Consider the following 22,947-nt stretch of genomic DNA (forward strand, 5'->3'; position numbering starts at 1 on the left):
GACGCCGCAGGCGGAACGTCATGTGTGCGGACGGACGGCCCGAAGAAGGCCGCCACGCCAGCAGGCTTCATCCGACGGGAAAGAACGACGATGCATCTCTCACGCCGCGGCGCGCTTGGCGCCGCCCTGGCCACGCTTGCCCTGCCTGCCGCCGCGCAGGCGGATTGGACGCCGCCCGGACCGGTCCGGCTGGTCAATCCCTTCGCCCCGGGCGGCAGCCCGGACATCCTGGCCCGCGTCATGGCGCCGCACATGCAGGCCTTCCTCGGCCAGCCGATGGTGGTGGAAAACCGGCCCGGCGCCGGCGCCGCGGTCGGCACGCGGTCCGTCGCACGCGCCGCGCCGGATGGCACGACGGTGCTGCTGGCGCCGATCTCCTCGGTCATCGCGCCCTTCATGATGGCCGAGCCGGGCTACCAGCTCTCCGAGTTCCGCCCCCTCGCCTGGCTCGCGACGACGCCCTTCGCACTGGTGGTCCGGCCGGGCCGCTTCGCCGATGTGCGCGCCTTCGACGCCTTCATGAAGGCCAATCCAGGCCGGCTGACCGGCGCCACGGGCGGCACCGGCACGCCGCACCAGCTGGCGGCGGAGCTGTACCGATCCGCCTCGGACACCCGGTTCGAACTGGTGGGCTATCGCGGCACGGCGCCGGCACTGACCGATCTGCGCGCCGGCAATGTGGACTTCATGTTCGCCGACCTGCCTGCGGCGCTCGGCCAGATCCGGTCGGGCGACCTGCAGGCGCTTGCCGTCTGCACCCTGGAACGCGTCGCCGCCCTGCCGGGCGTCCCGACCATGGCCGAATCGGTGGCGCCGGGCTTCGACGCGAATTCCTGGGTGATGTGGTGGGTGCCTGCCGCCACGCCGGACGCGGCCGCGCGCCGCCTGGCGGCGGCGGCGCTGCACGGCCTGGCGCAGCCGGATGTGCGCACCCGCGCGGGCGAGGTCGGGTTCATCCTGGTCGGCGCCGACATCCCGGGCGCCGAGGCGCATATGCGCCGCGAGTCGGAGAAGTGGGGCAACCTGATCCGGGCACGCGGCCTGCGCTTCGAAAGCTGAACCCGTTTTCGATCCGCGTTTTCGGTAACCCGAAAACGCCTTCAGACGCCAGCGCCGCTCCGCGGCTCGGCGTCGCGGCATAAGCCGCGGGCCGCCTTCGCGACTTCGGCCGGCGGGCGCCGGCCGCCTGGCGTGGGACCGATCAGGCTCCCACCCCCGGCACCGGCCCGACCTCCCGCGCGACGGCCAGCAGGGTGCGGCGCAGCCAGGCATGGCCGGCATCGGCCTCGAAGCGCCGGTGGAACACGAGGGAGAGGCGCGTGTGCCGGATCTCCACCGGCACCGGCCGCACCACCAGGCCCGGCGCCTCCGCCATGCGCATTGCCAGCCGCGCCGAGAGCGTCATCACCATGTCCGTGCGCGCGAGTATCTCCGGCACGGCGCCGAGATGCGCCACAACGGCGCCGAGCCGGCGCGGATGCCCCGCCTCGCGCAGCGGACCGTCCAGCGCGCCGTCGCGCGAGCCGTTCGGCGAATGCAGCAGATGCGGATAGTCGGTGAAGCGCTCCACCGTCATCGGCCCCTCCGCCAGCGGGTGGCCGGCGCGCATCAGCGTCAGGAACCCCTCCGGCAGCAGGCGCACGCGGGTGTAGAGCGCCGGCGGCTCCGGCAGCACCGCGACGGCGAGCTCGGCCGCGCCGGCCTCCAGCAGGGCCTGCGCATTGGTGCGGTCGGCATGGCGGATCGCGAGCAGGGCGCGCGGTGCCTCCTTCGCCATCACCTCGAGCAGCGGAGGCGCCAGCACGCTCTCGGCGTATTCGCTGAAGGCGACGGGAAAGACGCGGTCGGTCGTCGCGGGATCGAAGGGCGCATGCGTCGCGAGCGTCTGGCGCAGGCGATCGAGCACCTCCGCCACCGGCCCGGCGAGGGAGAGCGCCAGCGCGGTCGGCTCCACGCCGCCGGGGCGGCGCAGGAACAGCTCGTCGTTCAGCGCCTGGCGCAGGCGGGACAGGGCGTTCGACACCGCTGGCTGCGACAGGTTCAGCGTCTCGGCGGCGCGCGTGACGTGCCGCTCGCGCACCACCGCATCGAAGACGCGCAGCAGGTTGAGGTCGAGATTCTGCAGGTCGGCCAAGCGGCGCCCCCGGTCATTGATGGCCGTGATGATGGGTGTTCGTTCCGCCGGTTGGAAGGCTCTGCCCACCGAGGCGCATAACCGCGCCACGCCGGCGGCATGACGCCGCGGCACCGGACAGGAGAACGACGATGAGCTTCGACGAGCGCAACACAGCCCCCTACGCCGCCTTCCTGCTGCGCGTCACGATGGGCGTGATGCTGCTGGCGCATGGCCTGCTGCTGAAGGTGATGACCTTCGGGCTGGCGGGTACGATGGGCTTCTTCGGATCGCTCGGCTACCCGCCGGTGTTCGGCGCGATCGTCGCGATCGCCGAGATCGCCGCGGGCGTGGCACTGATCGCCGGCGTCTGGGTGCGGCTGGCGAGCCTGCTGATGGTGCCGATCATGATCGGCGCGACGATCCAGCACCTGCCGGCCGGCTGGCTGTTCAGCGCGCAGGGCGGCGGCTGGGAATTCCCCGCCTTCTGGACGGTGGCGCTGCTGGTGCAGGCCGGGCTCGGCGCCGGCGCCTTCGCGCTCGACCCGGGCCGGCTGCTCGGCCGCCGCACCGAGACGGCCGCGGCCTGACACGCAGCGGGGCGCCGCTCGCGCCCCGGCTTCCTGCTCTGCGCGGCGCGGGATCAGTCCAGCGCCGCGTAGACGCCGTTCCAGAACGCCTCGTAGAGCGTCATCCAGCCCGCATCCCACATCCGCTGCGTCAGCAGCACGCCGATCAGTTCCTCGGCCGGGTCGCACCAGAAGCTGGTGCCGAAGCCGCCATCCCAGCCGAAGCGGCCCGGCGAGCCCGCCGGCCCGTCGCGATGCGTCACGACACCGACGCCGAGACCCCAGCCGCGCGCCTCCCAGAAGCCCGGGAAGAAGGGCGAGGCCGCCTTCTGCGCCGGCGTGATCTGGTCGGTGACCATCGCCGCCACCGTGTTGCGGCCGAGCACGCGCAGGTCGCCATGCCGCCCGCCCGAGAGCATCATGCGGCCGAGCGCCAGAAGGTCATCGGCCGTCGAGACCAGCCCGCCGCCGCCGGACTCGAACAGCGGCGGCGCGGCGAAGCGCCCGCCCTGCGCCGGATCGAAGAGTTCGAGCGCGCCGTCGGGCCGGGCCCGGCACGCCGCCGTCAGTCGCCCGATCTGAGCCTCGGGCACGCTGAAGCCGGTGTCGGTCATGCCGAGCGGCCCGAGCACGCGTTCCTGCAGCACCGCACCGAGCGGCTTGCCCTCGCACCGCGCCAGCAGCACGCCGAGGATGTCGCTCGCGGTGTGATAGAGCCAGCGCTCACCGGGCTGGTGCGCCAGCGGCAGCGCCCCGATTCGTCGCATGAAGTCATCCGAGTCACCGGCGAAGGCGAAGGGGCCGGGCGCGACGCCGGCCTCCTCCATCGCGCTGCGCAGCGGCGCCTTGGGGCCATCGAGGAAGTCGAGCGCGCCGAGCCCGCAGCGCATCGTCAGCAGGTCGCGCACCGAGATCGGCCGTTGCGCCGGCATGCTCTCCTGCAGCGGCGCGCGCGGCGCGCGCAGCACGCGGCGGGATGCGAGTTCCGGCAGCCACGGCTCCACCGAGCCGTCGAGCGTGAGCCGCCCCTCCTCGACCAGCGCCAGTGTCGCGACGGCGAGGATCGGCTTGGTGACGGAGGCGATGCGGAACAGGCTTTCGCGGCGCATCGGCGGTCCGGCCGGCGCCTGCTCGCCGACATAGCTCGCGCGCACCGTGCCGCGCCGCCAGAGCAGCACGACCGCGCCGGCGATCGTGCCCTGCTCCACCGCACGGTGGAGCAGGGCGTCCACGCGCGCGAGGCGCGCGGAGGAGAAGGCCGCCACCCGCTCAGGCCACGCGCCGGTAGCGCGCCGTCATGAAGCGAGCCATGGCGCCGTCGGGGCCTTCGACCTCGGAGGCAATGAGGCGCGTGTCGTCGTCCTCCAGCGTGACGATGTCGCGGTAGCGCGCGGTCCCCTCGCCCGACATCGCCGGACCCGTCGTATCGAGCAGCAGGGACCGCCCGTCCTCGCTGAGTGTTCCCTCGTAGACGAACATGTGCGGCATCATCGAGCCGATGAAGTTGCCGCGGAACCGCTGCGCGCGCGCGTCGTAGCCCAAGGCGATGGTCCAGCGCGCGTGGCCGCCGCCCGGCATCTCGCCCTCGTTCTCGCCGACCACCCAGAAGCCGCCGAGCGAGGTGACGCGCTCCGTGCCGGAGGAGTGCATGACCTGCCCATCGGGCCCCATGCATTCGCCTTCGAAGGTCCAGGATCCGATCATCCGGTGCAGCCAGCCATGCTCCGGCGCGTGCGGGATCGCGCCGGGGCAGATCGCTGGCGTCTGCAGGACATGGGCAGTGAGCCTGTCCAGCGTCTCGTTCCAGGCGCGCTCGAAGCCGAGTTCCAGATGCGTCGCGCGCATCGCAGGCGTCGGATGCGTCCAGCGGACATCGAGGCGCGTGCCCTCTCCTTCCGGCGCGAAGGTCGTCGTGCCGACGGCGCCGACCAGCGGGCAGCAGGATTCGCCCAGCACGCGCAGCACCAGGCGGCGCGGCGCCTCCACCGCGTCCACCGCCATCAGGTTCGGGTATTCCCTCCCTTCGGCATCGCGCATCAGCGTGCGATGGATGCCGCCCGGCCGCAGATCCACCTCGGCCTCGGGCGTGGTCATGCCGTGCGGCCCCCACCAGGCCTTGATCCGCTCCGGCTCCACCCAGGCGGCGAAGACCGCCTCGGGCGAAGCGGGGATGTGGCGCGTCTTGACCAGTTCCTGCGTGGCGACATGCGTGTCCATCTGGCCGCTCCTTCCTCGTTGCGTTCGTTCAGTGCCGCGTCGCGGGCGGATAGGGATCGGCCCAGGCGGGCAGCGCCATCAGCCGGTCGTGCCAGCGCGCGATGCGCGGGAAATCGGAGAGCGGGATCGCGGCCTGGTCGGCATAGGGCAGCACCGCCGCCACCGCGAAATCCGCGACCGTCAGCGCATCGCCGAGCAGGAAGCGCCGTCCGTCGAGATGCGCCTCCACCAGCGCCGCCGCCTCGCGGAAGCCGCGCGTCGCCGCCTCCATCGCCGCTTCGTCGGGCGGGCCGAGGGCGAAGCGCGGACGGATCACGTGCTCGAAATACAGCGCGCCGCCGTGCCGGTTCAGCGCATCCGCTTCCCAGCTCATCCAGCGGAGCACCTCGACCTGCTGCGCCGGTTCCGCTGGCCACAGCGCCGATCCGGCGCGCATCGCCAGGTGACAGATGATCGCGTTGGATTCCCAAAGCCGCAGCGCGCCATCCTCCAGCGCGGGCACCTTCCCGTTCGGGTTGATCGCGAGATAGGCCGGCGCCTTGTGCTCCCCGCGCCCGAGATCGACGCGGCGATACTCCATGGGCAGGCCCAGGTGCCGCGCCGCCGCGCAGGCCTTCCGCGGGGCGAGCGTGTCCGCGTAGTGCAGCCGCATCCTCGTCATCGCATCCCTTCCCGTCGTTGCGTGTCAGCCCCGCACGCCGCCGGGCTCGTGCAGCGCCACCAGTCGCTCCAGCGATTCCGTCCAGCCGCGGGTATGACGCGTGGCCGTCGCCTCGTCGGCGAAGCGGTCATGCGTGAGCGTCACCTCGGTGCCCTCCGGCACCACGCGGAACTCGACCGTCACGCGGGAGACGCGCTCCGGCGTGCTGGTCCAGTGCCAGTCGAAGACCAGACGGCGCTCGGGCTCGATCGCGGTGTAGCGGCCATTCGCCTCGTGCCGCTCGCCATTGTCCTCGCGCAGCACGACGCGGAAGCGGCCGCCGAGGTTGAGATCCGCCTCCGCCTCCTCGGCGCGCGTGTGGTGCGGGCCGAACCAGAGCATCATGAGCTCCGGCTGCGTCCAGGCGGCCCAGACGCGCGCCGGCGGCGCCTTGATGCGCTTCACCAGCGTGAGATAGGGCGCGATCACGTTCACCGGCCGTCCTCCAGTATCGCGGCGAGCCGGTCGAGGCTCTCGCCCCAGAAGCGCTGGTAATGCGCCAGCCAGCCCATGGCGTCCCGTATCCCCTTCCCGTCGAGGCGGCACGTCACGGTCCGTCCAGCCTTCCGCCTTGTGACGAGGCCGGCCTGTTCCAGCACGTCGAGGTGCTTCATCACCGCCGGCAGCGAGATCGGCAGGGGCGCTGCGATCTCGCTGACCGTCAGCGCCTCCGCCGCGTCGAGCCGGGCGATGATCGCGCGCCGCGTCGGGTCGGAGAGGGCGCCGAACACGCGATCCAGCGCGGGCGATTGACGGTTAACCATGCGGTTTACCATACGCGTCCCGCACCCTGCGTCAAGCGTCGGACGCGGCATCGCGCGACCGTGAAGCCGCTTGCACCGCGCGTGGGGCCCCAGGCTATGCTGCAGCATCCTGGGAGGAACGCCATGATCCGCTCGACCCGCCGCGCCGCGCTCACCCTGTTGGCGCTGCCGGCGATCGCCCGCGCGCAAGGCGCCTGGCCGGAGCGCGGCGTGACGATGATCGTGCCCTTCCCGCCCGGCGGCGCCACCGACATGATCGGACGGATGGTCGCCGAAGGACTGGCGCCGCGCCTCGGTCGCCCGGTCGTGGTGGACAACAGGCCGGGGGCCGCGGCCAATATCGGCGTCGCGGCGCTCGCGCGCGCCGTGCCCGACGGCTACACCTTCGGCGTCGTCAGCCTGACGACCATGGGCATCAATCCCTGGCTGTACAAGGACCGGCTGCCCTTCGACCCCGACCGCGACTTCATGCCGCTGACCAACGGCGCGATCACGCCGAACGTGCTCGTGGTCAATCCGCGCAAGATCCCCGCGACGAACCTGGCCGAGCTTGTTGCCTGGCTGCGCGCCAATCCGGGCCGCGCGAATTACGGCGCCGGCGCGGCGGGTACCGCGATCCATGTCGCGATGGAGATGTTCCTCGCCGCCAGCGGCACCCGCGCGACGCATGTGGCGTATCGCGGCTCGGCGCCGATGATGACAGACCTGATCGCCGGCCAAGTGGACCTCGCGGTGGACGGCGCCGCGGTCGCCTGGCCACATGTGCAGGCCGGCAGCATCCGCGCCATCGCGACCACCGGAGCGCAGCGCGCCTTCTTCGCGCCGGAGCTGCCGACGCTCCACGAGATGTTCCCCGACACCATCATCGACCCCTGGCACGGCTTCGCCCTGCCCGCAGGCGCGCCGGCGCCGGTCGCCGAGCGGCTGTCGCGAGAGATCCAGGCGGTGCTGCGCGATCCATCGATCGACCAGCGCATGCGCCAGGCGGTGATGCTGCCGGCGCCGATGCAGCCCGCGGAATTCGCCGCCTTCATCCAGGCGGAACGGCGGCGCTACGGCCCGGTGATCGAACGCGCCGGGATCCGCGCGGACTAGACCCGCCTCACCGCGTCCAGACGCGGTGAGGCGGGTCTAGCTCTTGTTTGACGCGTTTTCCGAGTCGCCGAGCGATTCCGCTCGGCCTGAAAGCGCTCTAGCGCCGCCCGGCGGAAACGCGGCGGGCCGGCTACTCCACCTTGATGCCGGCCGCCTGGACCACCGGCGTCCAGCGCGTGATCTCTTCGCGGATGAAGGCGCTGTACTCGGCGGGGGTGCTGGCATGCACCTCGTAGCCCTGGCTGATCAGGCGCGTGCGCAGCTCCGTTCCTTCGCCCATGGTGGCGACGATGCCGGCATGCAGCTTCGCCAGGATCGCTGGATCGGTGCCCGCCGGCGCGAGGATGCCGTAGAAGCCCGAGCCGATGAGCTCCGGCATGCCCTGTTCGATGACCGTCGCGACATCGGGCAGCATCGGATGCCGCTGGCGCGAACCAATGGCGATGCCGCGCAGTCGCCCGCCCACCACATGCGCCCCGGTCGGCACCAGCGCATCGTAGAAGCCATGCACCTGGCCCGAGAGCGCATCCTGGATCGCCTGGCCGGCGCCGCGATAGGCGACCACCGTGAATCCCGGGCCGCTCTTGGCGCGCAGCACCTCCGCCATCAGATGCGTCACCGCGCCGACATTCGGCACGGCCATGTTGAAGCCCTGCGGGCTCTTGCCCGCGGCGATCACATCGGCCAGCGACCGCTCCGGCCGCGTCGGATGCACTGCCGCCAGCGCAGGGATCGAGGCGACCAGGCTCACCGGCGCGAAATCCCGGCCCACATCGTAGGGCAGCCGCATGCCGAGCGCGGTGTTCAGCGCGATGGGCGCGGCGGCGAAGAGCAGCGTGTAGCCGTCCGGCTGCGACTTCGCGACCGCATCCATGCCCGGCACGCCCGCGGCGCCGCCGCGATTCTCGATCACGAAGCTCTGGCCGAAGCGCTGCTGCAGCTGCTGCGCCAGCAGGCGTCCCACCATGTCGAGCGCCCCACCGGCAGCAACCGGCAGGACGAAGCGCACCGGCCGCGTCGGCCAGGCATCGGCGCCCTGGGCGAGCGCGGGCGTGGCGAGCGCCCCGACTGCGAGCGTGGTGAAGTGACGGCGCAGCATGGCGTGTCCTCCCTGTCTTCTGCGTTCAGCGCGGCGCGCGTTTGCCGGGCGTGACGGTGACGTCGCGGATGCGGCCGGAATAGGGGAAGGCGCCGTGCCGCTCGTATAGGTCCCACAGCACCGGACCGCGGCGGTCCAGCCCCACATCCAACCCTTCGAAGACGCCGTAGAACACCATGCTCGGCGCCATCGGCGTGAAGGGCACGACCTCCGCCCCGTTGATGGTGAGCCTGCCCTCGCCGCGGCGCTGGCCATGCGCGCGATACTCGAAGGCAATGGTGACATCGCCCTCCGGCATCGGCACGGAGGGCAGATCGGTGGTCTCGCCGAAGCCGTTGTAGTGGAAGTGCAGCCGCCCGCCCTCGACCCACAGCACCATGCCGCCGGTCGGATCGCCGATGGCCCACAGGATGCCCTGGTCGCCCTTGCGGCAGGAGGCGCGGACTTCGATGGCGTAGTCGCGGTCGCTGATCAGCGGGAACAGGTCGAAGCGGTGCACCGTGTCCGCGCCCGGCAGGAAGCGCCGCGGCTGGTCGGCGCGCGCGGCGAACTCCGGCGCCAGGTCGCGGAACTTGTCGAGCCGGTCGCGATTGTCCAGCGGATAGACCTGGTTCGACCAGGCCGCCGTGTCGAACGCTTCCACCAGTTCCTTCAGCTTGTCCGGTTTCTCCCGCGCAAGGTCGGTGGACTCGGAAAAATCGCGCGTCAGGTCGTGCAGCGTCCAGTTGTTCCAGTCGATCTCCGCGCCGCGCTTCTGGATGGAGCGCGCCAGCCAGCCGTCGCGGTAATAGGCGCGGTTCGACCAGCATTCGTAGTACTGCTCGTTGCGCGGCGCGACGGCGGCGGGCTCGCGCAGCAGCGCGGCAAAGCTGCGCCCGTCCATGGCCCGCGCCGGCCGGTCATGCAAGCGCTCCAGCGGCGGCGCCGCGGCGCAATCCAGCAGCGTCGGCATGATGTCGGTGACATGCACGAATTGCTGCCGGATCGCGCCGGGGTCCGGGATGCGCCGCGGCCAGGACAGGATGAAGGAGACGCGCCTTCCGCCCGCGCCGGTGTAGGTCTTGAAGGACGGGAAGGGCGCGTTGCACATCTCGCCCCAGCCCGTGGGATACAGGCTGGCGCTACGCGGGCTGCCGAGGTCGTGCGCCGTCGCGCGCTCCACCTCGATCGGTGGCGGGGCGAGGCCCATGTAGCGGCGGTTGTTGTTGAACATTCCCGTCGGCCCGCCGGCATCGGTCGCGCCGTTGTCGGAGGTGACGAGGATGATCGTGTTGTCGCGCTCGCCGGTCTCGTCCAGGAAGTCCAGCAGGCGGCCGATGTTCTGGTCCACGCAGTCGATCATCGCCGCGTAGCATTCCATGTGCCGCGCCAGCATGGCGCGGTCGGCGGGATCGGTGTTCTCCCACGCGGCGACGCGCGGGTCGGAGGCCGGCAGCTTCGTGCCCGGCGGGATCAGCCCCATCGCGATCTGGCGCCTGTGGCGCGCCGCGCGCAGCACGCTCCAGCCGATGTCGTAGCGGCCGCGGTATTTCGCGAGGTCGGCCGGCTTCGCCTGCAGGGGCGCGTGCGGCGCGTTGTTGGCGACGTAGAGGAAAAAGGGCTTCTCGGGGGAATGCGCGCGCAGGTCGGACAGCCAGCGCAGCGACTGCGTCATCCAGTCATCCGTCGCGTAGTAGTCGCGCGGATACGCTTCCATCGGGATCACCTGGTTGCCGGCGGTCAGCGCGGTCGGGAAGAAGAAATGCGTCTCGCCTTCCAGGAAGCCGTGGAAATGGTCGAAGCCGCGCTGGCAGGGCCAGGACCGCTTGTCGCCGGCCGGCGTGCAATCCGCCGTCGGCGTGTTGTGCCACTTGCCGACCGCGCAGGTGGCGTAGCCGGACGCGCGCAGCGTCTCCGGCAAGGTGGCGCAATCCATCGGGATCTCGCCGCGATAGCCGGGATAGCCGGCGTCGTTGTTGGCGAGCCATCCCGTGCCGGCGGCATGTGCGTTGATGCCGGTCAGCAGCGCGGCCCGCGCGGGGGAGCAGATGGGATGCGTGGTGTAGTGGTTGAAGCGCAGCCCTTCCTTCGCCAGGCGATCCATGTTCGGCGTCTCGATCTCGCCGCCGAAGCAGCCGGGATCGGAGAAGCCCATGTCGTCCATCAGGATGACAACGATGTTCGGCGCGCCCTTCGGCGCATGGTGCCGCGCCGGCCATTCCGGCGTGCTTTCCTCGCGCGAGCGGCCGATATGCTGTGTCATCCCGGTGTCCCCACAACAACGCTGGCATCCATGATGGGCGGCGGCGGGTAGTGATGGCCGCGCTGGCCGGAGAGGCCGCGATTGACGCCGCCGCGGAATTCGCGCGCCGGCATGCCGACCAGCCTGCCGTCCCGGATCCAGTCAAGATCCGCGCCCCAGGCGCCCTCGACCAGCGCCGCCTCCAGCCGCGCGCGAACCCCGTCGAGCTCGGGGTCGGCGCTGCGGTCATGCAGCTCGCGCGGATCCTCCTGCAGGTCGAAGAGCTGCATGACGTTGCCGCAGGGATACCAGAGCAACTTGTGCCGGCCGTCCGTCGCCATGCGCGTCGCGTTCGCATCCTCGCGGCAGGCGCCGAGGAAGACCTCGCGGCGTGCCTGCCCCACCATCGACAGGCCCTCGACATGCGCGGGCGATTCCACGCCGGCGAAGTCCAGCAGCGTCGGCATCACATCCGCAAGGCCGACCAGGCGCTTGTCCACGCTGCCCGGCGGCGTGCGGGCATCGCCGGCCGGCCCGACCAGCAGCGTCGGCACGCGCGCGCTGTCCTCGTAGTAGAGCCGCTTCGCCCAGAGCCCGTGGGCGCCCAGCATGTCGCCGTGATCCGCGGTGAACAGGATCACCGTCTCGTCCAGCAGACCTTCCTCCCGCAGCGTGCCGATCACCAGGCGAAGCTGGTGGTCGATATGGGTGCAGAGCGCCATGAAGGCCTGCATGATCTGCCGGTAGTGATGCGGCTTCACATGCGCCCAGTAGTCGCGCACCGCACGCAGCGCATAGGGCTGCGCCGTCTCCTCCTGCGCCCAGGCGCCCATCGGCGGCGGCGGCGCATCCGCGTCGCGGTAGATGTCGAGATAGGCGTTCAGCGGGATCAGCGGCGGATGCGGCGCCGTGTAGGACAGGTGCCAGAAGCCCGGCCGCGTCGGGTCGCGGCGCTTGATCTCCCGGCACATCCGCCAGGTCGTCCAGTTCGTGACGTGGCAATGCTCCGGCAGGTGCCAGGGGCGCCAGAGATAGTCGTTGTTGTTCATGCCGTGGTCGAAGCCGCGGCCCGGGAACCCCTGGTCGGCGATGTAGATGTCGTGGTCGTCCGGCCCGCCGAGATGCGGTCGCCCTTCCTCGGCCAGATGCACCTCGTCGAAGCCGATGCGGTCGCGCGGCGGATAGACATGCAGCTTGCCCACCGCCGTCGTCTGGTAGCCGGCCTCGTGCAGCAGCGCGGGCAGCGTCGGAAGGTCCGGCATGCGCAGCGCGGGGTCGAAGCTGCGGTCGCCATGCTGCTTCGCGGTGGTGCCGGTCATCATCGTGCGGCGCGCGGGGATGCAGATCGGGCATTCGGAATAGGTGCGCGGATAGCGCACGCCGACGCGCGCCAGCTGGTCGAGCGTCGGCGTCAGGATGGTCGGGTGGCCCTCATAGCCGGCAAGCGAGGCCGGCCACTGGTCCACCGTGACGAAGAGAATGTTCGGGCGGGCAGTCACTCCACCCGCGCCCCGCTTGCCTGCACCAGCGGCCCGAACTTCTGGCGCTCCGCCTGGATCCAGCTTGCGAAGTCGGCCGCGCTGCCGCCCGCGAAGGGCAGGCCGAGCTGGCGCGCGCGCTCGATCACCGCAGGCTCGCGCAGCGCCGCGTTGAACGCGGCGTTGAGCTTCTGCACCGCATCAGCTGGCACGCCGCGCGGCGCCACCACGCCATGCCAGGATGTGAAGGCATAGCCAGGCACCCCGCTCTCCGCGACGGTCGGCAGGTCCGGCGTGAACGGGCTGCGGCTCGCGCCCGTCACGGCGATGGCCCGCACCTGGCCCTGGTTCACCGCGGGCAGCAGCGTGCCGTCGATCAGCAGGTCGATGCGCCCCGCGATCAGCTCCTGCGCCGCGGGCGCGCTGCCCCGGAAGGGCACATGCGTCATCTTCGTCCCGCTCAGGCTCATCAGCATCTGCGTCGCGAGATGCCCCGCCGTGCCGGGGCCAGGCGTGCCGAAATTCAGCGCATCGGGCCGCGCCTTCGCCGCGGCGACGAGATCCGCCACCGTGCGATGCGGGCTGTCCTTCGGCACGCCGACCAGCAGCGAGACCTCCGTCAGACGGATGATCGGCGCGAAGGCGTCCGGGTCGTAGGGCAGACGCGCGAAGAGGTGCGGCGCGATCGCCAGGATGCCGATATCGGCGAAGAGCAGCGTGTGGCCATCCGCCGGTGCGCGCGCCGCCGCGCCGGCGCCGATGGTGCCGCCGCCGCCGCCGCGATTCTCGATCACCAGCGGCTGACCGATCTCCTTTTCCACGGTCGGCGCGAGAAGCCGCGCCATGATGTCGTTGTTGCCGCCGGGCGGATAGGGGACGATCACCGTCACTGGCTTCTCCGGCCAGGCGGCGCGCGCGATTCCCGGCGCGGCCAGCGCCGCCGCGACAAGCCCGAATGTCCTGCGTCGCATCCGCACTCTCCTCAATACAGGGCGCTGCGCGGCGGGCCCGCGCTGATCGTCGCGGCCAGCGCGTCCAGATGCGCCTTCAGCCTGTCCGCCCGCAGCGCGGCGTCGTCCCACAGATTGTCGAACTCGCCGGGATCGCTGGCGTGGTCGAAGATCTCGCCCTTCGCGTGCCCATGATAGACCACCGACTTCCAGCGCCCGTCGAACACCATGGAGCCGTGGCTGTGGTCCGAGTGACCGCCGATGCTGTCCTTGAACTCGCAGACGACATGCGCCTTGTGGACATGCGGGTCGGCGCGGCCTTCCAGAATCGGCAGAAGCGAGCGGCCCTGCATCTGCCAGGGCACCGCGATGCCGGCGGCCTCCAGCAGCGTCGGCGCGATGTCCACGAGCTCCACCAGCGCGTCGCTCTCAAGCCCCGCCTGCACGCGGCCGGGCCAGCGCCACAGCATCGGCACATGCACAAGCCCTTCGAAGAACCGGCAGCCCTTCAGCACAAGGCCGTGGTCGCCGAGCAATTCGCCATGATCCGAGTGGAACAGGACCAGCGTGTCCTCCTCCTGCCCGCTGTCGCGCAGCGCTGCCAGGATGCGCGCGACCTGGACGTCCAGGTGCTCGATCATGGCGTAGTAGTTGGCCTTCACCTGCAACGCGTCGTAATCCTCGGGCACATGCGACGCCACCTTGTCGTGGTCGCGTTCCTTCGGCGGCGGGGCCGGCGCGGCATTGCGGCGGATGGTGGGGTCCACCGGCTTCTTCTGCTGCTGGTCAACCCCCTCGAAGTCGCGCCAGCGCTCGGCGTCCGAAGGGCGCCACAGCGGCAGCGGCAGCGTCGCCGCATCCACCCGCGCCAGCGCCTCCGGCGGCGCATCAAAGGGTGCGTGCGGGTCGAAGAAATTCAGCGAGAGGCACCAGGGCCCGTCGCGGCGATCGGTGATGAACCGGATCGCCATCTCGGCGCACCAGGTGGATTGGTGGTACTCCGCAGGCACGCCTGCGCCGACGAAGGCGCCCTTGTCGCGATACAGCGCCTGCGGGTCCACCTTCTTCTCGTGCCGCAGCCAGTGCTCATAGGCATCGCCACGCGCGGCATCCGGCGTGGGGTGGTGGTTCCAGTGGAACACGCGGTAGCCGTCGTCGGTGCGCTTCTCATGGTGCTTCGCGGCGGAGAGATGCAGCTTGCCGACCAGCCCGCAATCATAGCCGTGGTCGGCCAGGATGCGCGTGACCAGCACCTCGTTCGGCGGGAAGAAGGCGTTGCCGTTGCGGTAGACGTGGTGGCTCGCCGGGTAGCGTCCCGTGAGCATGCTCGCGCGCGACGGTGTGCAGATTGGCGACTGCGTGTAGGCACGGCGGAACGCCGTGCCGCGCTCGGCCAGCCCGTCCTGCGCCGGCGTGCGGATATGCGGATTGCCGAGGCGGCGGATCGTGTCCCAGCGCTGCTGATCGGTGCAGATCCAGAGGATGTTCGGGCGTTTGCTCACTCGATGCGGATCCCCGCGGCGCGCACCGCCTCGGCCCATTGCTTGCGCTGGTCGGCAATCAGCGCGCCGAAGGATTCCGCTGTTCCCGGCGCGGCGCTCGCTCCCATCTCGCCCAGGCGTCCCGTCACCTCCGGCATCGCGAGCACCGCGTTGATCTCGGTGTTCAGGCGCTGGACGATCGCATCCGGCACGCCAGCGGGCGCCGTCAGCCCGAACCAGCCGGGTGTCGAGAAGCCGGCGAGCCCCGCCTCGTCCGCCGTCGGCACCTCCGGCCAGGCGGAGATGCGCGGCGTGCCGGCGACCATCAGCGGCCGCACGCGCCCGGCCTGCACCTGCCCCGCGGCTTCCAGCGGGCTTGCGATCATCGCCTGCACGCGGCCGGCGGCGAGGTCCGCTACGGCGGGCCCGCCGCCGCGATAGGGCACATGCACCAGGTCGATGCCGGCGCGCAGCTTCAACAGTTCGAACGCGACATGCGGCAGCGAACCGTTGCCCGGCGAGGCGTAGTTGAGCTGCCCCGGCCGCGACTTCGCCAGCGCGACGAACTCCGCGAAGTTCTGCGCCGGCACTTCGCTGCTGACCATCAGCGCGTTCGGGCTGAGCACGAGCAGCGCGACGGGCCGGAAGTCGCGCTCGGAATTGAAGGGCAGGTTGGCGTAGGCGAAGGGGATGATGGCGAAGGGCGGCGGCGTCAGCAGCAGCGTGTAGCCATCCGGCGCGCTGCGCGCGACTTCCGTGGTGCCGATGACGGTGGCGGCACCGGGCTTGTTGTCCACCACGACCGTGCGGCCGAGCCGCGTGCCCAGGTGGTTGGCAACCAGCCGCGCGGAGACATCGGAGGAGCCGCCGGGCGCAAAGGGAACCACGATGCGGATGTTGCGCGCGGGCCACTCGCCCTGCGCCTGGACCGCCGCAGGCAGGGCCAGCGCGCCCGCCGTGCCGAGCAGCAGCGCGCGACGGCCGGGCCGCGCCAAGGCGGCCCCGTGATGGCGTTCGGACATCCCTTCCTCCCCCGGTTCCGTGGCAAAGTGGCCTGACCAGTTGAAGGATGCTGGTCCGGGTGCCAAACACCTGTCAACCAGCGAAGCCACCGCATGCCCTTCGAACCCATCGAGCCGCGGCGCCTGTTCCGCCGTATCGCCGAGCAGATCGCGGCGATGATCGCCCGCGGCGACCTGCCGCCCGGCAGCCGCCTGCCCGCGGAACGCGAACTGGCGCAGCGCCTCAACGTCAGCCGGCCATCGGTGCGGGAGGCGCTGATCGCGCTCGAGATCGCGGGCCTCGTCGAGGTGCGCGGCGGCTCGGGCGTCTATGTCCGCAACGGCGCGCCGGAACCCGTGGCGCAACCCGCCGATGCGCCCGGGCCCTTCGACGTGCTGGAAGCGCGCATGGTGGTGGAGCCCGAATGCGCCGCCCGCGCCGCGCGGGCCGAGCCGGCGGCGCGCGCCGCCGTCGCCGAGGCCTTCGGCCGCATGGCCGCCGCGCGCCGCGCCGGCCGGCCGGACGAGGACAGCGACCGCGCCTTCCACCTCGCCATCGCGGAAGCCGCGGGGAACACCGCGCTCGCGCGCATCGTCGGCGGGCTGTGGCGCGACCAGACGGCGCCGCTGGCGAGCCGCCTGACCGACCTCGCCGTGTCGCCGGCACGGCGGCGCGACAACCTGGCGGAGCACGCGGCCATCGCTACGGCGATCGTGGCTGGCGATGCCGCCGCGGCGCGCGCCGCGATGCGCCGCCACCTCTCGGCCGTGCGCCGCGCGCGGCTCCAGGGCCTGGAAGGCGCATAGCGGGGGCGCTTCCGCCCGGCGCGATCCGGTGCAAGCCTGTCGCCTGGCCGATGGCGAGGAGATGGCAGGCGATGGACGCATTCGAGCGCAAGCTGCTGGACCAGGTGACGCTGGATGCGCCCTGGGAGCTGGTGGAAACCTTCTCCCGCACGGTGCGCACCCTGCCCGACGAGGTGAACCGCAGCGGCGAGATGATCGGGGAACGGCTGCGCGCCCGCGGCATTCCCGTCACGCTGCACCGGCCGGAGATTTACCTGGCGGTGCCGCTCTCGGCCTCGGTGGAAGCCGGCGGCGTCACGCATCGCGCAAAGCCGCCCACCTCCTCGCTGCCGGTGCCGCAGGGGCGCACCGCGCCGCTGGTCTACCTGCCGGCGAACCCGGCCGCGCTGCGCTCCTATTCGCGCGACATCGGCAAGCTGTTCGGCGGCAGCATCCGCGACGAGGCGGAGGCGCGCGACCGCGTCGCCGGCAAGATCCTGCTGACGGAAGGCTTCGGCAACCCCGCCATCGCCTCCCTGGTGGAGGAATGGGGCGGGCTCGGCGTGATCGCGGCCAATCCGGGCGTCGATGTGCATTGGGGCACCTGCACCACGATCTGGGGCACGCCTGATCTCGATGACCTGCCGCGCAAGCCGAAGATCCCGATGGCCACGGTGAACAAGGCGAGCGGCGAGGCGCTGCGGAAGGTCGCCGAGGCCGGCGGCAGCGCGACGATCCGGAGCGAACTGCTCGAAGGCCTGTTCGCGCAGGTCGTGCCGGAGGTGCGCATCCCCGGCACGGACGGCACCGATGACTTCGTGCTGCTACATGGCCACTACGATTCCTGGGATGTCGGCGTCGGCGACAACGCTACCGGCAACGCCACGCTGCTGGAGATCGCACGCGTGTTGTGGGCGAATCGCGCGCAGCTTCGCCGCGGCGTGCGCATCTGCTGGTGGCCCGGCCATTCGACGGGCCGCTATGCTGGCAGCACCTGGTACTCGGATGCCTTCGCCATCGACCTCGACGAGCATTGCGTGGCGCAGGTGAACTGCGACAGCCCCGGCTGCCGCTGGGCCACCAGCTTCCACGACACTACCAGCATGCCGGAGACGAATGCGCTGGTGACGGCCGCGATCACCGAGGTGGTTCCCGACGCGGTGGTGAAGACCAAGCGCCCGAAGCAGGCGGGTGACTACTCCTTCAACAACATCGGCATCACCAGCTTCTACATGCTGAGCTCGACCATGCCGGACGAGCTGCGGAAGGAGAAGGGCTACTACGACGTCTCCGGCTGCGGCGGGAACATCGCCTGGCACACCGAGAACGACACGCTGGAGATCGCGGACAAGGACAATTTGCTGCGCGACATGCGGATCTACCTGCTCTCCGTGCTGCGCGTGACGCAGCCGGAACTGCTGCCTTTCGAGTTCACCGCGACGGCCGAAAACTTCGCCCGGACGCTGGCGCGCTACGCCGAGGCCGCGGGTGGTCTTGCCGATCTCTCGCCCGCCATCGCCGCGACGGAGGAGTTCCGCGGCGCGGTCGCGACGCTGCAGCGCGATGCCGCCGCCGGCGCCGTGCCGGCGGCGCGCGCCAATGCGGTGCTGAAGCGGCTTGCGCGCCTGCTGGTGCCGCTGGATTTCACCACCGGCCCGCGCTTCACGCACGATCCCGCCTATTCCACGGGTTCCCTGCCCTGCCTTGCGGCGGCGGCCGAGCTGAAGCGCCACGAGGGCACGATGCGCGGCTTCGCGCAAACCCAGCTGCTGCGCGGGCGGAACCGCTACGTGGCCGCGCTGCGCGAGGCGACGCGGCTGGTACGTTTCGCCGACGGCTGACGCGACGCAATCGCGCCCGGCCTCTTTTCGCCGGGCGCGGATGCGTGCCAGCATCGGGGCGACGGGTTGGGGATCAGGGCATGACGGCTTCGCGGGCTGGGGCCATCGCGCGGGCGCAGCGCGGCTTCGACGAGGGCGAGTACCTCGCGCGGCTGCGCGACCTCGTCGCCGTGCCGACCGAGAGCCAGCTCGAGGGCAGCCTGCCGGCGCTGACGCGCTATTGCGCGGAGACGATGCCGGCGCTGATGCGGGGCATGGGCTTCGAGCCCACCGTTCTCGACAACCCCCGCGAGGGGCGCGGCCCGGTCTTCGTCGGCACGCGCATCGAGGACCCCGCGCTGCCCACCGTGCTGGTCTATGGTCATGGCGACGTCGTGCGCGGCCTCGCGCCGAAATGGAGCGCGGGGCTCGATCCCTGGCAGGTCACGGTGCGCGGCGAGAAATGGTACGGCCGCGGCACGGTGGACAACAAGGGCCAGCATCTGATCGCCATCGATGCGCTGCGCGCCGTCATCGCGGAGCGCGGCCGCCTGGGCTTCAATGCGAAGGTGCTGGTGGAGACCGGCGAGGAACAGGGCTCGCCCGGCCTGCGCGAGCTGCTGCGGGCGGAGAAGCACCGGCTCGCCGCCGATGTCTTCATCGGCCTCGACGGGCCGCGGCAGACGACCTTCATGCCGGAGATGAAGCTCGGCGCGCGGGGCGGCGTCGCCTTCGACCTCGTGGTGCATCTGCGCGACCACGCGCATCATTCCGGCCATTGGGGCGGCGTGCTGACCGATCCCGGCTTCGTGCTCGCGCAGGCCATGGCGAGCATCGTGGACCGCAAGGGCCGCATCCAGGTGGAGGGCTGGACTCCGAAGGAGATCCCGCCCGCCGTGAAGCGCGCGATCGGCGCCCTGGTTTTCGAGGACATCCCCGGCCTGCCGGAAGGCGACCCCGACTGGGGCGAGCCCGGTCTGACGAAAGCGGAAAAGATGTTCGGCTGGACGAGCGTGATCGTGCTCGCCGCCCTCACCGGCCATCCGGACGCGCCGACCAACGCCGTGCAGGGCGAGGCCCGGGCACGGCTGCAGGTGCGCCATTGCGCCGACATCAAGGGCGCCGACATCGTGCCGGCGCTGCGCCGCCACCTGGACAAGCACGGCTTCCAGATCGTGCGCGTCGAGCCGGTGCTGGAGCGCGACATGTTCGGCGCCAGCCGCACCGATCCGGACGATCCCTGGGTGCGCTTCGTCGCCGACAGCATGCAGCGCAGCGCCGGCCGCGCGCCCAACGTCGTGCCGAATTCCTCCGGCTCCAATCCTTCGGACATGTTCCAGGAGGAGCTGGGACTGCCGGTGATCTGGATCCCGAACAGCTATGCCGGATGCAACCAGCACGGCCCGGACGAGCACGCGCTGGCGCCGCTGCTGCGCGAGGGGCTCGGCCTGATGGCCGGGCTCTGGTGGGACATCGGCGAGGGCCAGACGCCTCGCCGCGATGCGAAAGGAACCCCCCGATGACCGACGCCCCGCCCGACAGCCTCGCCGCCGCCGTCAGCGGCCCGGAGATGATGGCGAACCTGCGCGAGATCGCGCGCTGGGTGAAGCTGTCGGGCACCGCGGAGGAGCGCGAGGCCTTCGGCTTCCTCGAGAAGCGGATGCAGGAATACGGCTTCCGCACGACGCTGCTGCTGCACGACGCCTTCATCAGCCTGCCCGGCAAGGCGAGCGTGACCGTTGACGGCAAGGCGGTGACCGCGATCACGCAATCCTTCTCCCTGCCCTCGCCCGCCGGCGGGCTTTCGGGCGTGCCGGTCTATCTCGGCCACGGCACCGACGAGGATTTCGCCGGCAAGGATCTGCGCGGCCGCATCGTGCTGGTGGAGGGGATGGCGACGCCTGCCGTCGCGGCGCGCGCCACCGCGGCCGGCGCGGCGGGACAGCTCCACATCAGCCATCACGAGCACATTCACGAGATGTGCATCTCCCCGGTCTGGGGCAGCCCGGGCGCGAGCACGCTGGCGGAGATGCCGCGCACCGTCGCCTGCAGCGTCAACAACGCCGATGGCGGCGCGATCCGCGATGCGCTCGCCGCCGGGAAGCAGCCGCAGGTGACGCTACATGCCGAGGTGGACACAGGCTGGCGCAAGACGCCGATCCTGCAATGCGAGCTCGACGGGTCGGAGGCCGACGGCCCCTTCGTGATGATGTCGGGCCACTACGACACTTGGTACTACGGCGTGATGGACAACGGCTCGGCCAATTGCGGCATGATGGAGGTCGGCCGCCTGCTGGCGCAGCGCCGATCCTCGCTGCGGCGCGGGCTGCGCATCTGCTTCTGGTCCGGCCATTCGCATGGGCGCTATTCGGGCTCGGCCTGGTATGCCGACACGCATTGGGACGAGCTGGACCGCCGCTGTGTCGCGCATGTGAACGTGGACAGCCTGGGTGGCGCCGGCGCGGCCGTGCTGGAGAATGCGGCCGCGATGACGGAGCTGAGGCACCTCGCGGCGGAGGCGGTGCAGGCGCACACCAACCAGACCTACAAGGGCAAGCGTAAGGCGCGCAATTCCGACGAGAGCTTCGTCGGCATCGGCATCCCCTCGATGCTCGGCTCGATCAGCGAACAGCCGCACCGGCACAGCGCGGCGCGCAATGCGCTGGGCTGGTGGTGGCACACGCCGCACGACCTGCTCGACAAGATCGACGAGTCCAACCTGGTGCGCGACACGCGCGTGCTGATGCAGGTGTGCTGGCGCCTGCTGACGGATGCGGTCGTGCCGCTCGATCACGCCGCGACCGCCGAGGCGCTGGCGAAGGAGCTGGAGCCGTTGGCGGGCAAGCTCGACAGGCGCTTCCCGATTGCGCCGCTGATGCAGGCTGCGGCGTCGCTGCGGCAGGCCGCACAGGCGCTCTCGGCGCCGGGTGGCGGCGCGAAGGATGTCGCAGCCGTGAATGCGGCGCTGATGCGAGCCTCGCGCGCGCTGGTGCCGGCGGACTACACGCTGGGCGACCGCTTCCGCCACGACCCGGCGCTGCCGACGCCCGCCTGGGCCGCCGTGCAGCCGCTGCGCGACCTGGCCGCGACCGCGCCCGGATCCGACGCGGAGAAATTCGCCATGGTGGACGCGCTGCGCGCCCGCAACCGCCTGGCCCATGCGCTGCGGGAAGCGACCGCCGCGCTCCATGCCGCACGCGCCGCGATGGGACACTGACGATGATCCGCAACGATGAACAGATCTGGCGCCTGGTGGATGAGCGCCGCGAGCCCTATGCCGCGCTCAGCGACACCGTCTGGGGCATGCCGGAGCTCTGCTACGATGAGCACCGTTCCTGCGCCGAGCATGTCGCGATGCTGGAGCGCGAGGGCTTCCGCATCACGCAGAACGTCGCGGATATTCCCACTGCCGTGATGGGCGAGGCGGGCGAGGACGGGCCGGTCATCGCCATCCTCGGCGAATACGACGCGCTGCCGGGCCTCAGCCAGGAAGCCGGCATCGCGGAGCCGAAGCCGATGCCGGGCGAGACGCGCGGGCATGGCTGCGGCCACAACCTTCTCGGCTCCGCCTCGCTGCTCGCCGCGGCGGCGGTGAAGGACTGGCTGAAGGCGAACAACGTGAAGGGCCGCGTGCGCTACTATGGCTGCCCGGCGGAGGAAGGCGGCGCCGCCAAGGGCTTCATGGTCCGCGCCGGCGCCTTCGACGACGTGGACATCGCGATCTCCTGGCATCCGGCCGCCTTCTCCGGGGTGAACGAGGCGGTCAGCCTCGCCAACACCCGCATCGACTTCAGCTTCCAGGGCCGCGCGGCGCATGCGGCCTCCTCCCCGCATCTCGGCCGCTCCGCGCTCGACGCGATCGAGTTGATGAATGTCGGCGTCAACTACATGCGCGAGCACATGCCATCCGACGCGCGCATCCACTACGCCTATCTCGATGCCGGCGGCATCGCGCCCAACGTCGTGCAGGCACGCACCAAGGTGCGCTACCTGATCCGCGCGCGGAACCTGGAGGAGCTGACCGGGCTGGTGGAGCGCGTGCGCAAGATCGCCGACGGCGCGGCGCTGATGACGGAGACGACGGTCACCACCCAGGTGATCTCCGCCGTCTCCAACCTGCTCGGCAACACGCCGCTGGAGCAGGCGATGCATGCGAATTTCGAGCGCCTCGGCCCGCCGCCCTTCACGGCGGAGGACCGCGCCTTCGCCGCCGAGATCCAGAAGACGCTGCGGCCGGAGGACATCAGCTCCGCCTATCGTCGCCAGGGCCTGCCGCCGGAGACGGGGAAGGCACTGTGCGACGCGATCGTGCCGCTCGGCGCGAAGGGCGCGGGGATGAACGGCTCCACCGATGTGGGCGACGTCTCCTGGAAGGTTCCCACCGTGCAGGCGCGCGGCGCCACCTATGCCATCGGCACGCCCGGCCATTCCTGGCAGGTGGTGGCGCAGGGCAAGACGGATGCGGCGCATACCGGCATGGTGCATGTCGCGAAGATCATGGCCGGCACGGCGGTGGATGCGATCCTCAACCCCGACCTGATCGCCAAGGCCAAGGCCGACCACCACGCGCGCACCGGCGGCAAGCCCTATCAGAGCCCGCTGCCGGCGGATGCGAAGCCGGCGCTCGGCATGTCGCTCGCCGAGTAATGCAAG

General features: G+C 71.3%; 20 protein-coding genes. 8 read left to right on the forward strand and 12 right to left on the reverse strand.

Annotated elements, in window-relative coordinates:
- Positions 1 to 90 precede the first annotated feature (90 nt).
- The gene (locus tag DFH01_RS01325; RefSeq protein ID WP_109868606.1) at positions 91 to 1,059 is read left to right on the forward strand and encodes a Bug family tripartite tricarboxylate transporter substrate binding protein; all 969 of its coding nucleotides are present in this window, start codon (positions 91 to 93) and stop codon (positions 1,057 to 1,059) included.
- Positions 1,060 to 1,201: 142 nt separating this feature from the next.
- On the opposite strand, the gene DFH01_RS01330 is transcribed toward DFH01_RS01325, so the two are convergent.
- Complete coding sequence (locus DFH01_RS01330) at positions 1,202 to 2,134, reverse strand: LysR family transcriptional regulator (RefSeq protein ID WP_109868607.1); 933 nt, start codon at positions 2,132 to 2,134, stop codon at positions 1,202 to 1,204.
- A 131-nt stretch (positions 2,135 to 2,265) separates the two neighbouring features.
- On the opposite strand from DFH01_RS01330, the gene DFH01_RS01335 reads away from it, so the two are divergent.
- Positions 2,266 to 2,703 (forward strand): DoxX family protein, encoded by a 438-nt coding sequence (locus DFH01_RS01335; protein WP_109868608.1) that lies wholly within the window; start codon positions 2,266 to 2,268, stop codon positions 2,701 to 2,703.
- 53 nt (positions 2,704 to 2,756) lie between these two features.
- On the opposite strand, the gene DFH01_RS01340 is transcribed toward DFH01_RS01335, so the two are convergent.
- The 5 genes from DFH01_RS01340 to DFH01_RS01360 are packed head-to-tail and all read right to left on the reverse strand — an operon-like array spanning position 2,757 to position 6,363.
- Entirely contained in the window at positions 2,757 to 3,914 is a 1,158-nt protein-coding gene (locus DFH01_RS01340) for a serine hydrolase domain-containing protein (RefSeq protein ID WP_199231096.1), read from the reverse strand.
- A 37-nt stretch (positions 3,915 to 3,951) separates the two neighbouring features.
- Positions 3,952 to 4,899 (reverse strand): DUF1579 family protein, encoded by a 948-nt coding sequence (locus DFH01_RS28595; protein WP_233255916.1) that lies wholly within the window; start codon positions 4,897 to 4,899, stop codon positions 3,952 to 3,954.
- 28 nt (positions 4,900 to 4,927) lie between these two features.
- Positions 4,928 to 5,560 (reverse strand): glutathione S-transferase family protein, encoded by a 633-nt coding sequence (locus DFH01_RS01350; RefSeq protein WP_199231097.1) that lies wholly within the window; start codon positions 5,558 to 5,560, stop codon positions 4,928 to 4,930.
- Positions 5,561 to 5,584: 24 nt separating this feature from the next.
- A complete protein-coding gene (locus DFH01_RS01355; RefSeq protein WP_199231098.1) occupies positions 5,585 to 6,034 on the reverse strand; it encodes an SRPBCC family protein in 450 nt (149 codons plus the stop codon).
- A complete protein-coding gene (locus DFH01_RS01360; protein WP_109869867.1) occupies positions 6,031 to 6,363 on the reverse strand; it encodes an ArsR/SmtB family transcription factor in 333 nt (110 codons plus the stop codon). Before DFH01_RS01360 ends, DFH01_RS01355 begins: the two co-directional genes overlap by 4 nt.
- A gap of 123 nt (positions 6,364 to 6,486) precedes the next feature.
- Between DFH01_RS01360 and DFH01_RS01365 the strand changes: the two genes are divergently transcribed.
- Positions 6,487 to 7,458 (forward strand): Bug family tripartite tricarboxylate transporter substrate binding protein, encoded by a 972-nt coding sequence (locus DFH01_RS01365; RefSeq protein WP_158287569.1) that lies wholly within the window; start codon positions 6,487 to 6,489, stop codon positions 7,456 to 7,458.
- 130 nt (positions 7,459 to 7,588) lie between these two features.
- Here the strand turns inward: DFH01_RS01365 and DFH01_RS01370 are convergent, their stop codons facing one another.
- Genes DFH01_RS01370 through DFH01_RS01395 form a run of 6 tightly spaced genes read right to left on the reverse strand, consistent with a single transcriptional unit; the run spans position 7,589 to position 15,709 of the window.
- Positions 7,589 to 8,557, reverse strand: coding sequence for a Bug family tripartite tricarboxylate transporter substrate binding protein (locus DFH01_RS01370; protein WP_158287570.1), 969 nt, complete (start codon positions 8,555 to 8,557; stop codon positions 7,589 to 7,591).
- 25 nt (positions 8,558 to 8,582) lie between these two features.
- Positions 8,583 to 10,799 carry an arylsulfatase gene (locus DFH01_RS01375; protein WP_109868613.1) on the reverse strand — a complete coding sequence of 739 codons (2,217 nt, stop codon included), beginning with the start codon at positions 10,797 to 10,799 and terminating at the stop codon, positions 8,583 to 8,585.
- Complete coding sequence (locus DFH01_RS01380; protein WP_109868614.1) at positions 10,796 to 12,277, reverse strand: sulfatase-like hydrolase/transferase; 1,482 nt, start codon at positions 12,275 to 12,277, stop codon at positions 10,796 to 10,798. The genes DFH01_RS01375 and DFH01_RS01380 overlap by 4 nt, the downstream gene beginning before the upstream one ends.
- Positions 12,274 to 13,227 carry a Bug family tripartite tricarboxylate transporter substrate binding protein gene (locus tag DFH01_RS01385; protein ID WP_109868615.1) on the reverse strand — a complete coding sequence of 318 codons (954 nt, stop codon included), beginning with the start codon at positions 13,225 to 13,227 and terminating at the stop codon, positions 12,274 to 12,276. The genes DFH01_RS01380 and DFH01_RS01385 overlap by 4 nt, the downstream gene beginning before the upstream one ends.
- Before the next feature lie 11 nt (positions 13,228 to 13,238).
- Positions 13,239 to 14,708 carry a sulfatase family protein gene (locus tag DFH01_RS01390; RefSeq protein WP_158287571.1) on the reverse strand — a complete coding sequence of 490 codons (1,470 nt, stop codon included), beginning with the start codon at positions 14,706 to 14,708 and terminating at the stop codon, positions 13,239 to 13,241.
- The gene (locus DFH01_RS01395; protein WP_109868617.1) at positions 14,705 to 15,709 is read right to left on the reverse strand and encodes a Bug family tripartite tricarboxylate transporter substrate binding protein; all 1,005 of its coding nucleotides are present in this window, start codon (positions 15,707 to 15,709) and stop codon (positions 14,705 to 14,707) included. Before DFH01_RS01395 ends, DFH01_RS01390 begins: the two co-directional genes overlap by 4 nt.
- A 93-nt stretch (positions 15,710 to 15,802) precedes the next feature.
- Between DFH01_RS01395 and DFH01_RS01400 the strand changes: the two genes are divergently transcribed.
- The 5 genes from DFH01_RS01400 to DFH01_RS01420 all read left to right on the forward strand — a co-directional run bounded on the left by DFH01_RS01400 (position 15,803) and on the right by DFH01_RS01420 (position 22,941).
- On the forward strand, positions 15,803 to 16,495 hold the full coding sequence (locus DFH01_RS01400; protein WP_109868618.1) for a FadR/GntR family transcriptional regulator: 693 nt from the start codon (positions 15,803 to 15,805) through the stop codon (positions 16,493 to 16,495).
- A 71-nt stretch (positions 16,496 to 16,566) separates the two neighbouring features.
- Positions 16,567 to 18,315: a M28 family peptidase gene (locus DFH01_RS01405; RefSeq protein WP_109868619.1), complete on the forward strand. Its 1,749-nt coding sequence runs from the start codon at positions 16,567 to 16,569 to the stop codon at positions 18,313 to 18,315.
- Between the two features lie 80 nt (positions 18,316 to 18,395).
- Positions 18,396 to 19,817: a M20/M25/M40 family metallo-hydrolase gene (locus DFH01_RS01410; RefSeq protein WP_109868620.1), complete on the forward strand. Its 1,422-nt coding sequence runs from the start codon at positions 18,396 to 18,398 to the stop codon at positions 19,815 to 19,817.
- On the forward strand, positions 19,814 to 21,511 hold the full coding sequence (locus tag DFH01_RS01415; protein ID WP_109868621.1) for a M28 family peptidase: 1,698 nt from the start codon (positions 19,814 to 19,816) through the stop codon (positions 21,509 to 21,511). Before DFH01_RS01410 ends, DFH01_RS01415 begins: the two co-directional genes overlap by 4 nt.
- A 5-nt stretch (positions 21,512 to 21,516) precedes the next feature.
- Positions 21,517 to 22,941 carry a M20 family metallopeptidase gene (locus DFH01_RS01420; protein ID WP_109869869.1) on the forward strand — a complete coding sequence of 475 codons (1,425 nt, stop codon included), beginning with the start codon at positions 21,517 to 21,519 and terminating at the stop codon, positions 22,939 to 22,941.
- The last annotated feature ends 6 nt before the right edge of the window (positions 22,942 to 22,947 follow it).

It is taken from the genome of Falsiroseomonas bella, assembly GCF_003173615.1.
Classification (GTDB): domain Bacteria; phylum Pseudomonadota; class Alphaproteobacteria; order Acetobacterales; family Acetobacteraceae; genus Falsiroseomonas; species Falsiroseomonas bella.

What these genes read in the sequence shown, in the direction of transcription:
- DFH01_RS01335 (WP_109868608.1), top strand. Translation starts at nt 2,266, where the DNA reads ATGAGCTTCGACGAGCGCAACACAGCCCCCTACGCCGCCTTCCTGCTG.
- DFH01_RS01405 (WP_109868619.1), top strand. Translation starts at nt 16,567, where the DNA reads ATGGACGCATTCGAGCGCAAGCTGCTGGACCAGGTGACGCTGGATGCG.
- DFH01_RS01350 (WP_199231097.1), bottom strand. Translation starts at nt 5,560, where the DNA reads ATGACGAGGATGCGGCTGCACTACGCGGACACGCTCGCCCCGCGGAAG.
- DFH01_RS01370 (WP_158287570.1), bottom strand. Translation starts at nt 8,557, where the DNA reads ATGCTGCGCCGTCACTTCACCACGCTCGCAGTCGGGGCGCTCGCCACG.
- DFH01_RS01410 (WP_109868620.1), top strand. Translation starts at nt 18,396, where the DNA reads ATGACGGCTTCGCGGGCTGGGGCCATCGCGCGGGCGCAGCGCGGCTTC.
- DFH01_RS01395 (WP_109868617.1), bottom strand. Translation starts at nt 15,709, where the DNA reads ATGTCCGAACGCCATCACGGGGCCGCCTTGGCGCGGCCCGGCCGTCGC.
- DFH01_RS01325 (WP_109868606.1), top strand. Translation starts at nt 91, where the DNA reads ATGCATCTCTCACGCCGCGGCGCGCTTGGCGCCGCCCTGGCCACGCTT.
- DFH01_RS28595 (WP_233255916.1), bottom strand. Translation starts at nt 4,899, where the DNA reads ATGGACACGCATGTCGCCACGCAGGAACTGGTCAAGACGCGCCACATC.
- DFH01_RS01360 (WP_109869867.1), bottom strand. Translation starts at nt 6,363, where the DNA reads ATGGTTAACCGTCAATCGCCCGCGCTGGATCGCGTGTTCGGCGCCCTC.
- DFH01_RS01400 (WP_109868618.1), top strand. Translation starts at nt 15,803, where the DNA reads ATGCCCTTCGAACCCATCGAGCCGCGGCGCCTGTTCCGCCGTATCGCC.
- DFH01_RS01365 (WP_158287569.1), top strand. Translation starts at nt 6,487, where the DNA reads ATGATCCGCTCGACCCGCCGCGCCGCGCTCACCCTGTTGGCGCTGCCG.
- DFH01_RS01385 (WP_109868615.1), bottom strand. Translation starts at nt 13,227, where the DNA reads ATGCGACGCAGGACATTCGGGCTTGTCGCGGCGGCGCTGGCCGCGCCG.
- DFH01_RS01415 (WP_109868621.1), top strand. Translation starts at nt 19,814, where the DNA reads ATGACCGACGCCCCGCCCGACAGCCTCGCCGCCGCCGTCAGCGGCCCG.
- DFH01_RS01375 (WP_109868613.1), bottom strand. Translation starts at nt 10,799, where the DNA reads ATGACACAGCATATCGGCCGCTCGCGCGAGGAAAGCACGCCGGAATGG.